Genomic DNA, 12219 nt, shown 5'->3' on the forward strand with positions numbered 1-12219 from the left:
CCGGAAGGAGCCCTTCGCGTCATGGGGAGCCCAGAGGGCGCATGCCCTCTGGCGGGGTGCAGGGGGCAGCGCCCCCTGATTCTCTTACAGCCCTTCGCCCAGCGCAGCGGCCAGACCGGGGATGGTGTAGTCTTCAGGCTGGATGTTCGGGACAAAGCCGAAGCGCTCCAGGGTCTTGGCGGTGACAGGCCCGATGCAGGCGATCTTCACTTCCGGGTACTTTTTCAGGGTATCGGGCGCGAGCAGGGTGAAGAAATTCTCCACGGTGCTGGAACTGGTGAAGGTGATGGCCTGGATCTTTCCTTTTTCCAGAGCGTCCACGATTTCGGAGGGATCCTGCTGGGTGAGCTTGGTCTCATATACTGGCAAAATGCGGACGTTGGCTCCGGCCCGGGCCAGCTCTTCAGGCAACACCTCGCGGGCCACCTTGGCGCGGGGGATGAGCACATGCTTGCCCGCAATGCCGCGCTCGAGCAGTCCGGCCACCACTTCCTCGGCCACGTATTTGGCCGGAACGAAGTCCGGGGTCACGCCGCGCGCCTTCAGTTCGTCGGCGGTGGCGGGCCCGATGGCGGCCACGCTGAGTCCGCCCAGGGTGCGGGTGTCCAGGCCGATCTCGGCCAGCTGGTTCCAGAAGTGCTTCACCCCGTTCACCGAGGTGAAAATGAGCCAATCCACGGCGCCCAGGCCAAGGATGGCCTTCTCGACCTCTTCGTAATCGTCCAGGGGCTCCACCGTGATGGTGGGGAATTCGTATACGCAGGCGCCCATGTTTTTCAACACGTCGGCCAGGTCGGTGGCCTGTTCGCGGGCGCGGGTGACCACCACGCCCTTGCCGAGCAGCGGTTTCTTCTCGAACCAGGAGAGCTTCTCGGCCAGGGAGCACACGCCGCCCACGACGATGATGCTGGGCGCGGCGAACTTGCGCTTCTCGGCCTCGGCGGCCACGTTCTCCAGGGTGCTGACCATGCTCTGCTGGTTGCAGCGCGTGCCCCAGCGCACCAGGGCCACGGGGGTGTCCTTGTGGCGGCCGTTCTTCATGAGGTTGCCCGCGATCATGGGCAGGTTCTTGACGCCCATGTAGAACACCAGGGTGCTGTTGCTCTTGCCGTAGACTTCCCAGTTGTGGCCGGACTCTTCCTTGGTGGGGTCTTCGTGCCCGGTGATGAAGCACACGCTGGTGGTGTGGTCGCGGTGGGTGACAGGAATGCCCGCGTAGGCCGGAGCAGCCACGCCAGCGGTGACGCCGGGCACGACTTCGAAGGTCACGCCCGCCTCGACCATCTCCTCGGCTTCCTCGCCGCCGCGGCCAAACACGTAAGGATCGCCGCCCTTGAGGCGGGCCACGCTCTTGCCCTCTTTGGCCTTGCCGATGATCAGCGCGTTGATCTGGTCCTGGGGCAGGGTATGGTCGCCGCCCTTCTTGCCAACGTAGATGATCTCAGCATCCTTGCGGGCGTATTTGAGGAATTCCTTGTTGGCCAGGTAGTCGTAGACCACCACGTCGCAGGTCTCGATGAGCTCCTTGGCCCGGATGGTGAGCAGGCCGGGATCGCCGGGACCCGCGCCGATGAGGTAGACTGTGGACATGGTGTTCTCCAATCAGGCTTTGCGTATCAAGGTGATGGCCCGCGCATCGGCCAGGACCACGGAGGTCTCGACCTGGCGCGCCGGGATGTTCCAATAGGTGCGCAGAAGTGTTTCCTTTTCCGCATGCGAGGTCAAGGTGAAGCCGTGCTTCTGGTAGAAGCCCACGGCCCAGTTCGCGGCGGCCCAGGTGCCCATGAGCATGGGCCGCTCAGCAATGCCCACAAGATGCGTAAGCAGCTTGCCGCCCACGCCCTGTCCGCGCTGCGCAGTGCGCACGTAGGCATGGCGTATAAGCGTCACGTCGCCAATGCCCGCAGGGGCATCGTTGGCAACGTCCTGAATGCCCATGACGCCCACCAGTTCGCCGCCGACCTCAGCGCCCCAGAAACGCACGCCAGCGGTGATTTCACTGCGCAGCTCGTCCAAGGGCATGTAGGGCTCGTGGTAGCGGTCCGCCGGGATGACGCCCTTGTACGCGGACGCGGCGTCGTTGACGATGTCCGCCATGCATGGCTCCTCAGCGGGAACGCAGGGCCGAATACGCATTTCCTGTGCGGCAAAAGACATAGTCCTAGGCCTCCTCGGTCAGAGCGCTCTTGAGCCGCTCCTGCAATTCCGCCAGTTTTCCTTTGGCGTCCTCCAGGCCCGCCAGCTTCTCCTGCTCCGCAGCCACGATGTCGGCCGGGGCGTTGCCCGCAAAACCGGGGGCCGAAAGCTTGCCCTTGAGCGCGGCCAGCTGCTTGTCCAGCTTGCCCAACTCCTTGTCGAGCCTCGCCACCTCGGCGTTGAAGTCCACGATGCCCTTGAGGGGCACGAAGATGCGCGCGCCCTCCACAACCGCCGTGCCGCTGGCGCGGGGGCCGGTCTTGCCCGGGCCGATGTCCGAGGAATCGATGCGGCCCAGCTGGGCGATCAAATGCGCGTTGCCCGTGAGCACGGCCTGAGCGCCGTCAAAGGCGCCGTCGGTGTCGATGATCAGCGGCAGCTTCTTGGCCGGTTCGATGCACAGCTCGGTGCGGATGGTGCGCACAGCACCCACCACGCCCTGGAAGAAGGCCATGTCGCGGGCCGCCTGCGGGCTTTTGCACTCCGGCCTGCGCACAGGATAGGGCTGGCAGGCAAGTTCCTTGTCCGTAATGCCGGGCAGCACGCTCCAGATCTCCTGGGTAACGAAGGGCATCACCGGGTGCAGCAGCACCATGGTCTCAGAAAGCACGGTCAAAAGCACCTTGCGCGTGGCGTCCTTTTTGGCCTCGTCCTCGCCGTAGAGGTCGCCCTTGGCCATTTCCACATACCAGTCGCAGAACTCGTTCCAGATGAACTTGTACAGGCCCTGGGCGATGTCGTTGAAGCGGTATTCCAGGGTGGCGCTCTCCACCTCGTCCTTCACTTCCTCAAGGCGGTGCAGGATCCAGCGGTTGGCCAGGGGCGCGTTCTCAAGGGCCTGGGCCAGCGTGGCCTTGGGGGCCTCGGGCAGGTTCATGAGGGCGAAGCGGGCGCTGTTCCAGATCTTGTTCACGAAGTGGCGGTAGCCCTCGATGCGCTTTTCACTCAACTTGATATCGCGCCCCATGGCGGCGAAGGCGGTGAGGGTGAAGCGCAGGGAGTCGGTGCCGTACTTGTCGATCATCACCAGCGGGTCGATGACGTTGCCCGTGGACTTGCTCATCTTCTTGCCCTGCTCGTCGCGCACAAGGGCATGAATGTACACGTGGTGGAAGGGCACCTGCTCCTGGAAGTGGATGCCCATCATCATCATGCGCGCCACCCAGAAGAACAGGATGTCGAAGCCGGTGACCAGCACGCCAGTGGGATAGTAGGCCTTGAGCTTGTCCGTCTTCTCGGGCCAGCCCAGGGTGGAGAAGGGCCACAGGGCCGAGCTGAACCAGGTGTCCAGCACGTCGTCTTCCTGCTTCAGCGCGCCGCCGCACTTGGCGCAGCCATGCGCGAGGTCAGCCGGATCCTCCATCTGCACTAGGAGCTCGCCGCAGGCCTGGCAGGTCCAGGCCGGAATGCGGTGCCCCCACCAGATCTGCCGGGAGATGCACCAGTCGCGGATGTTGTCCAGCCACTCGTAGTAGGTCTTTTCCCACTGGGCCGGGAAGATCTGCGTCTGGCTGGGCACGGCCTCGCGCGCGGCCTTGGCCAGGGGGCCCACCTTCACGAACCACTGCTCGCTCACGTGGGGCTCGATGACGCTCTTGCAGCGGTAGCACTCGCCCACGCTGTGGTCGTGGTCGGCGATGTCCACCAGGAGGCCCAGCGCCTCCAGATCCTCCACCACCTTGTCGCGGCAGGCGGTTTTGGAGAGGCCCCGGTAGGCCTCGGGCGCGTTCTCGTTCATGTGGCCCGTGTCGTCGATGACCGGGATGACTTCGAGGTTGTGCGTTCTGGCCAGCGCCCAGTCGTTCATGTCGTGGGCGGGCGTAATTTTGAGGCAGCCGGTGCCGAATTCCTTGTCCACGTAGGCGTCGGCTATGACCGGGATCTGCTTGCCCACCAGGGGAAGAACCACTGCCTTGCCGATGGCGTGGGTGTAGCGCTCGTCCTCCGGGTGCACGGCCACGGCCACGTCGCCCAAGAGGGTCTCGGGGCGCGTGGTGGCGACGATGAGTTCGCCGGAGCCGTCGGCCAGCGGATATTTGATGCGGTAGAGCTTGCCCTTCTTGGGGGCGTGCTCCACCTCGTCGTCGGCCAGGGCCGTGTGGCAGCGGTTGCACCAGTTGACGATGTAGTTGCCCTTGTAGATGAGCCCCTCGCCGTACAGGCGCACAAAGACTTCGCGCACGGCCTTTGACAGCCCCTCGTCCAGGGTGAAGCGCTCGCTGGTCCAGTCCACTGATGCGCCCATGCGGCGGATCTGGTTCAGAATGCGGTCGCCGTACTCCTTTTTCCAGTCCCACACGCGCTCGATGAACGCCTCGCGGCCCAGGTCGTCGCGCTTCTTGCCCTCTTTTTTCAGCTGGCGCTCGACAACGTTCTGCGTGGCGATGCCCGCGTGGTCGGTGCCGGGCACCCAGAGCACGCTCTTGCCCTGCTGGCGCATGAAGCGGCACAGGATGTCCTGAAGCGTAAGGTTCAGCGCGTGGCCCATGTGCAGCGCGCCCGTGACGTTGGGCGGCGGAATCACGATGGAGTACGGCTGCTTCTCGCCGGAAAGGACTTCAGCCGGATTGGGCGAGAAGGTCTTGTTGTCCTCCCAGTGCTTGTTCCAGCGGGCCTCCACATCAGCGGGCTCGTAGCCCTTGGGCAATGCGGCGTCCTGCGGAGCGGCGGGAGCGGAAATATCGGACATGAATTCTCCTTGAATGCGCGGTTGCCGCGGCCAGGCGGCGGTTTGCCCCTTTTGCCGGTGCCCCTTGTCAGGGTCGGCTTGCCAGGGAGGGCGGGCGCGGATAGGATGCCCGGAAACCCTGGGAGCTCAAATGACGCGCGTTTTCGTCTTGTGGGATGACTCGCACCTGTGGGGCCTGCTGGTGCTGCGCTCGTTGCGCGCGCTCGGAGTGCCCCACGGGATTTTACGCGCACATGACATAGCCGAGGGCGCGCTGTCTGGCAAGCCCGAGGCCTTCGGCCCGTCTCATGGGGGCTCCGCCATCTCGGGCGGTGGAGAAGCGCACGCCCAACATCCTTCCCTGCTCATAGTGCCGGGCGGCTGGGCGCGAGGCAGGGCCCTGCGCCTGGGCGAAGCCGGGCTCGCGGCCATCCGCGAGTTTGTAGCACGCGGCGGAAACTATCTCGGCTTTTGCGGCGGCGCAGGCCTGGCCCTCACCAGCCCGCGTCCGGGCGAGAGTCTGAACCTCTGCCCCTGGGGCCGCATGGGCTTTGCCGGGCGCTTGCAGCATTTTCTTTCCGGCGACGTGCGCCTGGGCCTGAACGCGGGCGCAGGCGATGACCTGATCCTGCCCGGCGCAGCCGAAACCCTGGCGCAGGTGTGGTGGCCCGCCCAGTTCGCGCCGCCGCCGCGCGCGGCCAATGACGGCGTCATAGTGCTGGCGCGCTATGCGGGCCTTGGCCCGGACTTCTGGGTGGCCGACCTGGACCTCTCGCGCTTCCCGGACGAGGCGCTGAACGATTGGGAGAACCTCTACGGCCTGCAAGTGCGGCCGAATTTCCTGGCAGGCCGTCCGGCTGTCATCTCCGGCCGCTTCGGCCAGGGCCGCTACGTTTTATCCTACCCGCACCTGGAAACGCCGGATTCGCCCCAGGCCAACGCCTGGCTGGCGCACCTGCTGTGCGGCCTCGCGGCGGACGACTGCCCCGGCGACACGCGCATCCCAGCCTGGAAGGTCGGCCAGGAACCCGCGCTCTGGGCTGACCCAGCGCTGCTGGAGGCCAAGGCGGCGCTTAAGGAGGCCATCGGCGTGGGGCAGGAGCACCTGCTTCTGTTCTGGCGCAACCCCTGGCTGCTTGGCTGGCGGCGCGGCGTGCCCGGTCCGGGCATCAACAGCGTGTACGCCCTGGTGTGCGAGGCCCTCGAATGCCCGCCGCCCGCTCCGGGCAGCCCGGCCCAGACCTTCTGGGACGCGCACGCGGCCGACTTCGCACGCCTGGCCACCCTGTTTTGCAAGGGGCTCTCCGGCCTGCTTCTGGCCGAGCGCCTGGACATGACCGTGCGCCAGACGCCGGGCGTGGATGGGGCGGACGACATGTTCTCCAAAAACCTGCGCGACATGCGCGCCGCGCTCTTCGGCCCGCCGCCAGGGGCCGGGGGCATCTGCGGCCAGATGCTGGGGCTGCTTGAGGATCTGTGCGCGGGGCTGTGGGACACGACCGCCCGTTGACACCCGTCCGCGCCTGAACTACCGCATCTTCAACGCATTCACCCGGCCCTGCGGGACGACCCGCCTGCGCCGCCCTTCCATGGGGACGACCCCGCCAGCTTCAAGGAACACCATTATGTCGTGGATCTATCTGGTCATCGCCGGGGTCTTCGAGGTCGCCTGGGCCGTGGGGCTCAAGTCAACCGAGGGCTTCACCAAGCTCGTGCCCTCCCTGCTCGTCGGCGGGGCAATGATCGCCAGCATGGGCCTGCTGGGCCTGGCCGTGCGCCAACTGCCCATCGGCACAGCCTACGCCGTGTGGACGGGCATAGGCACCCTGGGCGCGGCCATATTCGGCATGCTGGTGCTGGGCGAGCCAGCCGGAGCGCTGCGCCTGGGCTGCATCGGGCTCATCGCCGCAGGCATCGTGGGCCTCAAGCTGCTGCACACGTAGAACCAAGCGCCTGCCAGCAGACGCGGGACCCGGCGCAAGACAAAGCAAAAGCCCCCGAGCCATGCAGGCTGCGGGGGCTTTGTCATCAAAGTGCTAACTTTCTGAAGGTGCTTCTTTTCTGCTAGTAGCGGCGGGGCGGGCGGGGAGCACGCTCCTTGGCCTCGTTGACGCGCAGGGTGCGGCCACCGAAGTCTTTGCCGTCGAGGGCCTCAATGGCCTTGACGGCTCCTGCGTCCTCCATCTCCACAAAACCGAAGCCGCGGAAACGGCCGGTTTCGCGATCCATGACGAACTTGACCATCTGCACCTCACCGAACGTGACGAACAGATCGCGAATTTCATCTTCCTTGGCGCTGAAAGGCAGATTGCCAACGTAAATGGACTTCATCGCTTCCTACTCCTCAAGTGAAATACACGGAATACCCGCCTTGTTTCGCCCGCGTACGACATCACCCGAAGCCGCGTTTGGACGCCCCAAGCTTGCCTTGACCTATTTGCCGCATTATCCCAGCACATAAAAAACAGCAAGGGTAAAAAGACCTGAATACGGGGGTGTTGCAAGAAAAAACTCATCGCTTGATTACCCTGCCTTGCCACCCCTGCCAGGGTAAAAGCTGCGGAGCCTTACGCAATCGACGTTTATTGGTCTTTTTAGCCCCGGCGCCGCAACAACGGCCCCCGGCTGCCCCCTTCAAAAATATCTAATGCAGGGCTGGCGCTTGCATCATACAAATCAAGCAGCTGGTTGGCCTTTTCCACCTGAATCTCCGTGCGGGCCCCCTGCGCGTTCATATACTGCTCCGGCCCGGATTCCCCTGCACGCGTCTGCGCCCGCGCCGAAATCCAGCTCGAAACGCCGCTTTCTGGCCCTTCCGCCAGCGCCTCCGTGGTTTTCGTCTTTAACGCGGAAAGGAACCCCTCAGCCCCCAGCAGGGTTTCCTGAACCGCATCGGGCCGCGAAAGCAGGGCGGTCAAAAATGTTTCCTCCGCCAACCATAAGAACTGGCTGGCGCGCTCGATGCCGATCTGACCCAGGGCGCTGGCGCGGGTGGCTGCCATGCTGTTCCAGCCGTCAGCCAAGCCGGGCCGGATTTCCGAGGCGCTCTTGGTCAGCATGGCGCCAACGTCATTGTAGGCCGAGAGCACATCGGCCAGGGAGTCGGCGAGGCCCGTCGCGCCCTCGATGACGCGCACGGGCGCTGCCTCGCCAAAGGTGCCGGAAACGCCAAGGGTGAGTCTGCCGGAATCGGCGCTGAAGGTGCCGGTGGGGCTTTGGCGCACCTGGCCGTCGATAACGGCCTCCCCAGTGCTGCCCGGATGGGCCAGAACATCCATTCCGAGCGCGGCCAAGAAGTTCTCCGAGGCAGCGTCCGCGCCGGAAAGCCTGAGCCGCCAGCCGCTCTTCTGCGTTGCCGGCAGCGCCTCCACGCCCAAGGCGTCGGCAAGGCCGTGCTGCCCGCCCACGCTGTCGGGCAGATCCCACACGCGCTTGGCCGGCACCAGCCGCGCCACCATGGCCGGGCTGGCCGAGCCCAGCACATTGGCCATGCGCGAAAGCACATCCCGCCATGTGTCGCCGCTGGACACCCGGATGCTCACGCTGCCAGATTCACCCAGGGAGTCCGCGCTTTGTCCAACAGTGGAAGGGCCCACAAGATAGTCCAGGGTGTAATTGCCTGGGGCCAGGGTGGTGGGCGCTTCGGGGTCAAATCCCTGGCTGGCGTAGCGGGTGGGCTTCGCCGCAGCAAGCCCCGTCACGTTGGTGACGCCCTTGTCCGCTAGGCCGTCTTTGCTGCCGGGGCTCACGTTCTCGGCGGAGAGCCCCAGCCAGGAGGCCAGCCTGTTCGATGCGCTGGCCGTGGCCGCCAGGTCCACGTCCAGACGCGTTAGTGAGGCGTCGGCGCGCAGGGCCAGGGTTTGCAGACCGTTCAAGTAGCCGTCGGTGCTGGTGCTCGCCAAGGCATCCACGGGCAGGGACGAGGCGTTCACTGCCCCGGCCACGGCGTCGAAGACTTGTCCAGTGGTCCAGCCTGAGCCGATGCTGACGCTCAGTTCGTCCGACCTCTCGCCCAGGGACAAGGTGAGGGCGTAGGTTCCCGCAGCCATGCCCGAGGCCGAGGCCCCGTTGCGCGGGGTGGTGGCAAGGCGTTCCTCCAGGGAGGACACGCCATAGGGATTCAGGGTGGCGGAGAGGTCGGCGGAGAGATTGGCCGGCACGCTCACCAATCGCGTGCCCGACAAACCCGAGCCCGGCAGGCCGGACCCGGAAAGACCAGAGGGCCAGACCACGGCGTCGAGGCGTTGGTTGAGGCGGCTGAACGCGCCGGAGAGGGTGTCGGTCAGGGAGCCGATGAGGCGGTTCTGGGTGGCGGCGGAGAAGGGGTCGCGAGTTTCCGGGGCGGCGGGATCGGTTGGGCCCACGCGCACGCGGCTGTTTTCAATATAGAGGGAGACCCCGGCAGCAAAACTGGTCTGCCCGGGTTCAACCGCGTTGGCTCCCTCCTGCCATCTGAAGGTCGTCATCTCCCCTGTCCTTTGAAACGGCGTCCGCAGCGGCAGCGCTCTCCCCCTCGCCGGGGTAGAACACCCGCTCCATGCACAGGCCCATGGCCGGGGCTGTGGGCGGGGCGATGCTGCGGTCACGCCCTTCGAGTATGCATCGGACGTCTGCGGGCGTGACTTTACCCCTGCCCACCGCCACCAGGCAGCCCATGATGTTGCGCACCATCTGCTTCAGGAAGCCGTTGGCCTGGAAACGCCAGACCATTTCCGGCCCGTCGCCCGGTTCGCGCCAAATGCCCGTCAGGGTGCGCACCGTGCCGCGGGAGCCCAGCGGCGTGCCCAGGTTGCGGAAGCTGTTGAAGTCGTGGGTGCCCATGAGGATGCCTGCGGCCTCGTCCATGGCGGCCACATTCAGGCGTGGCGGCAGCACGTCCCAGACGAACCTGCGGCGCAGGGGATTTACGTGGCTGCGGTCGAGCCACAGAGTGTAGGCGTAGATCTTCGATTGGGCATCGAACTGGGCGTGAAAATTCGGAGGTGCGACAGTGGCCGAGACCACGCGCACGTCGCGGGCCAGCAGGCAGTTCAGGGCCTTGGCCCAGGGCACGTGGGACAGGTGCTCCGGGGCGTCGAAGTGCGCGCACTGGCCCAGGGCGTGAACGCCGGAATCCGTGCGCCCTGCGGCCTGCACGTGGGTCGGGGCCTGGATGATCTTGGCCAGGGCCGCTTCCACGTCGCTCTGCACCGTGCGCACGCCGCCCTGGTGTTGCCACCCCGCGAAATCAGTGCCGTCGTAGGCCAAAAGAAGCTTGATGCGCATCGTCTTCGCCGTCTTTGTCATGGGCCCGCACCTAGCACAGCCCCGCCCGGGCGTCCACGGGGAGTTCTCCGCGTGGTCCGCCAGGACGGGGCTGATGGTTTCAAAAAATCAGGTATCGGCGGGCTACTGGCCGGGGCCACCCTGCATGGGGGCCTGGATCTTGGTCATGGCCTCGGTCAGCTTGGCGGCCTTGTCGGTCTTCACGTAGGTCATGATCTCGCCAGCCACCTTGGGCTTCATGCCGGTCAGAATCTTGACGGCCAGCTCCTGGTCCATGTTGGACAGCACCTCGGCGGCCTGCTTGGGCTTCATGGCCATGTAGGTGTCCACCTGGCGCTTTATGCGCGCATCCTTCAGCACGTCGGCCTCGTCGAGCAGCTTCTTGATGGAGCCCTCCACGCGCTTGAGCTCGGCCAGCTTGTCGTCGATGCTCTTCTCCATGGCTGTCAGCGCGCGCTCCTTGGCGGCCAGCTCGGCCTCGCGGCGGTTGGCGCCTTTGGCTTCCTGGCTTTCGCCCACCTTTGCCTGGGGGATGGCGCTCTCGGCCAGCATGTCCGGCTCTGCGGGCGCGGCTTCGGCAGCCGGAGCCACCGCTGGGGGCGCCGCTGGCTTGGACGGCTGACCGGCCAGAGCCTTGGGAATGGGCAAGAGATCCTGCTCGGCCAACTGCTTCCACAAATCCAGGCCCAGCGCCCCAAGCACAGTGAGCTTGAGGGCGGCCACAACGGACAGCGCCAGCAGGACCTTAACGATCCTGGGGCTTATAGCGAAGCGTGGCCATTTCATCATACTCTTTCTGCTCTTCGAGGTTTTCTGCGACATGGTGTTTCCCGGCCTGCCGGTCCTTGAGTTTTTCCAGGAGTTTCTTCTCCCGGGAGCGGAGCACGGCCTCTTGGCGACAGGATTGCAAAAACGAGGCCAGCCGCTCCAACTCAACCACTGCCGCAGCCACGTCGCGCTCCAGGGCCTCGCGGTAGCGCATCCACAGCCAAATATCCGCCTGGGTCGCCGCATCGCCGAAGCCCTTGGCCAGGTGCGCTGCCAGCCTCGCCTCGATGTCGTCCAGGGCCAGCTTCTGGGCGTCGTGGGCGGCCTTGGCCTTGGCCAGCGCCATGCGCGCCTGGTCCTCCAGCTGTCGCCGGTACTCCAGCACCTTTTCCAGGCGGAACACGAATGGTTTGGCCATGCCCGTAGATGCCACGATCCCAGGCCTGCGGCAAGGCCCCCGGCCCACGCCCGCCGTCAGGCCCAACGGCACCCCGTGCCAATCATTCAAAAGCCCGCCATGCGGCGGCAAAGGCGCGCCTGCTTGCGCGGGAGCCCCTATGGGTGTACGGTCCGGGCTCCCGGAACGTCCACGCACAGCCCCATGAGGACCCCCCATGAGCACAGCCCCGCGCGCCATCATCTTTGACCTGGACGGCACCCTGCTGGACACCCTGACCGACCTGGCCGACTCAGGAAACGCGGCCCTGGCCGCCCTTGGCCTGCCGCCGCACCCGGAAGACGCGTACCGCTATTTCGTGGGCCTCGGCATAGAGGAGCTGGTGCGCCGCATGCTGCCGGAGCACCGCCGCGATCCAGCCACCACGCAGGAGGCCGTCGCGCTCACTTCGAAAGAATACAAGCGCCGTTGGAAGGACAAGACCCGGCCCTACGAGGGCATTCCGGAACTGCTGGAAAACCTGCGCCAGCGCGGCCTGCCCGTGTGCGTGCTTTCGAACAAGCCGCAAGTCTACACCGACCTCACCGTGCAGGAGTTCTTCCCGGGCTGGCCCTTCGCCTTTGTGCGCGGCGCCCGGCCCGAGGTGCCCAACAAACCGCACCCGGCGGGGGCATTGGCCCTGGCCAAAGACCTGAACCTGTCGCCCGGCTCCGTGCTCTTTGTGGGGGATACGGCCACGGACATGAGAACCGCGCATGGCGCGGGCATGTTGCCCGTGGGCGTCTTGTGGGGCTTCCGCGACGAGGCCGAGCTCAACGACAACGGTGCGTTGCAGATCATTGCCCGGCCTGCGGAGCTGCTGGCCCTGCTGGACTCGCCCGCCTTGCTTGCGGGCCTTGCCCGCGCGGCCAAACCGGGAGCGTAG

At 65.8% G+C, this 12219-nt stretch carries 11 protein-coding genes; 3 read left to right on the top strand and 8 right to left on the bottom strand.

The genetic code is table 11. The annotated features are described in order from the left end of the window. Positions 1–84 precede the first annotated feature (84 nt). The 3 genes from cobA to Q8O35_RS02740 form a co-directional block, all read right to left on the bottom strand. Positions 85–1590 carry a uroporphyrinogen-III C-methyltransferase gene (cobA, locus tag Q8O35_RS02730; protein WP_305570332.1) on the bottom strand — a complete coding sequence of 502 codons (1506 nt, stop codon included), beginning with the start codon at positions 1588–1590 and terminating at the stop codon, positions 85–87. 12 nt (positions 1591–1602) lie between these two features. Then, positions 1603–2097 carry a GNAT family N-acetyltransferase gene (locus tag Q8O35_RS02735; RefSeq protein WP_305570334.1) on the bottom strand — a complete coding sequence of 165 codons (495 nt, stop codon included), beginning with the start codon at positions 2095–2097 and terminating at the stop codon, positions 1603–1605. 64 nt (positions 2098–2161) lie between these two features. Next, on the bottom strand, positions 2162–4885 hold the full coding sequence (locus Q8O35_RS02740; RefSeq protein ID WP_305570336.1) for a valine--tRNA ligase: 2724 nt from the start codon (positions 4883–4885) through the stop codon (positions 2162–2164). Between the two features lie 130 nt (positions 4886–5015). On the opposite strand from Q8O35_RS02740, the gene Q8O35_RS02745 reads away from it, so the two are divergent. Next, positions 5016–6374 (top strand): BPL-N domain-containing protein, encoded by a 1359-nt coding sequence (locus tag Q8O35_RS02745; RefSeq protein ID WP_305570339.1) that lies wholly within the window; start codon positions 5016–5018, stop codon positions 6372–6374. Between the two features lie 115 nt (positions 6375–6489). Continuing rightward, entirely contained in the window at positions 6490–6807 is a 318-nt protein-coding gene (gene sugE / locus Q8O35_RS02750; protein WP_305570341.1) for a quaternary ammonium compound efflux SMR transporter SugE, read from the top strand. 121 nt (positions 6808–6928) lie between these two features. On the opposite strand, the gene Q8O35_RS02755 is transcribed toward sugE, so the two are convergent. From Q8O35_RS02755 to fliJ, 5 genes are all read right to left on the bottom strand, one after another. Further along, positions 6929–7195, bottom strand: coding sequence for an RNA-binding protein (locus tag Q8O35_RS02755; RefSeq protein ID WP_305570343.1), 267 nt, complete (start codon positions 7193–7195; stop codon positions 6929–6931). 263 nt (positions 7196–7458) lie between these two features. After that, positions 7459–9330 carry a hypothetical protein gene (locus Q8O35_RS02760; RefSeq protein WP_305570345.1) on the bottom strand — a complete coding sequence of 624 codons (1872 nt, stop codon included), beginning with the start codon at positions 9328–9330 and terminating at the stop codon, positions 7459–7461. Beyond that, the gene (gene truA / locus Q8O35_RS02765) at positions 9290–10150 is read right to left on the bottom strand and encodes a tRNA pseudouridine(38-40) synthase TruA (protein ID WP_305570347.1); all 861 of its coding nucleotides are present in this window, start codon (positions 10148–10150) and stop codon (positions 9290–9292) included. The genes Q8O35_RS02760 and truA overlap by 41 nt, the downstream gene beginning before the upstream one ends. A 102-nt stretch (positions 10151–10252) precedes the next feature. Next, positions 10253–10918, bottom strand: coding sequence for a MotE family protein (locus tag Q8O35_RS02770; protein WP_305570349.1), 666 nt, complete (start codon positions 10916–10918; stop codon positions 10253–10255). Further along, positions 10875–11315: a flagellar export protein FliJ gene (gene fliJ / locus Q8O35_RS02775; RefSeq protein WP_305570352.1), complete on the bottom strand. Its 441-nt coding sequence runs from the start codon at positions 11313–11315 to the stop codon at positions 10875–10877. Before fliJ ends, Q8O35_RS02770 begins: the two co-directional genes overlap by 44 nt. A gap of 196 nt (positions 11316–11511) precedes the next feature. Here fliJ and Q8O35_RS02780 point away from each other — a divergent pair, with 196 nt between their 5' ends. Then, entirely contained in the window at positions 11512–12219 is a 708-nt protein-coding gene (locus Q8O35_RS02780) for an HAD family hydrolase (RefSeq protein WP_305570354.1), read from the top strand.

The sequence above is a fragment of the Humidesulfovibrio sp. genome, assembly GCF_030689645.1.
Lineage (GTDB): Bacteria > Desulfobacterota > Desulfovibrionia > Desulfovibrionales > Desulfovibrionaceae > Humidesulfovibrio.

Coding starts and splice junctions, on each gene's coding strand:
- Q8O35_RS02760 (WP_305570345.1), bottom strand. CDS start 9,330: ATGACGACCTTCAGATGGCAGGAGGGAGCCAACGCGGTTGAACCCGGG.
- Q8O35_RS02735 (WP_305570334.1), bottom strand. CDS start 2,097: ATGGCGGACATCGTCAACGACGCCGCGTCCGCGTACAAGGGCGTCATC.
- Q8O35_RS02770 (WP_305570349.1), bottom strand. CDS start 10,918: ATGATGAAATGGCCACGCTTCGCTATAAGCCCCAGGATCGTTAAGGTC.
- Q8O35_RS02740 (WP_305570336.1), bottom strand. CDS start 4,885: ATGTCCGATATTTCCGCTCCCGCCGCTCCGCAGGACGCCGCATTGCCC.
- cobA (WP_305570332.1), bottom strand. CDS start 1,590: ATGTCCACAGTCTACCTCATCGGCGCGGGTCCCGGCGATCCCGGCCTG.
- Q8O35_RS02780 (WP_305570354.1), top strand. CDS start 11,512: ATGAGCACAGCCCCGCGCGCCATCATCTTTGACCTGGACGGCACCCTG.
- fliJ (WP_305570352.1), bottom strand. CDS start 11,315: ATGGCCAAACCATTCGTGTTCCGCCTGGAAAAGGTGCTGGAGTACCGG.
- truA (WP_305570347.1), bottom strand. CDS start 10,150: ATGACAAAGACGGCGAAGACGATGCGCATCAAGCTTCTTTTGGCCTAC.
- Q8O35_RS02745 (WP_305570339.1), top strand. CDS start 5,016: ATGACGCGCGTTTTCGTCTTGTGGGATGACTCGCACCTGTGGGGCCTG.
- Q8O35_RS02755 (WP_305570343.1), bottom strand. CDS start 7,195: ATGAAGTCCATTTACGTTGGCAATCTGCCTTTCAGCGCCAAGGAAGAT.
- sugE (WP_305570341.1), top strand. CDS start 6,490: ATGTCGTGGATCTATCTGGTCATCGCCGGGGTCTTCGAGGTCGCCTGG.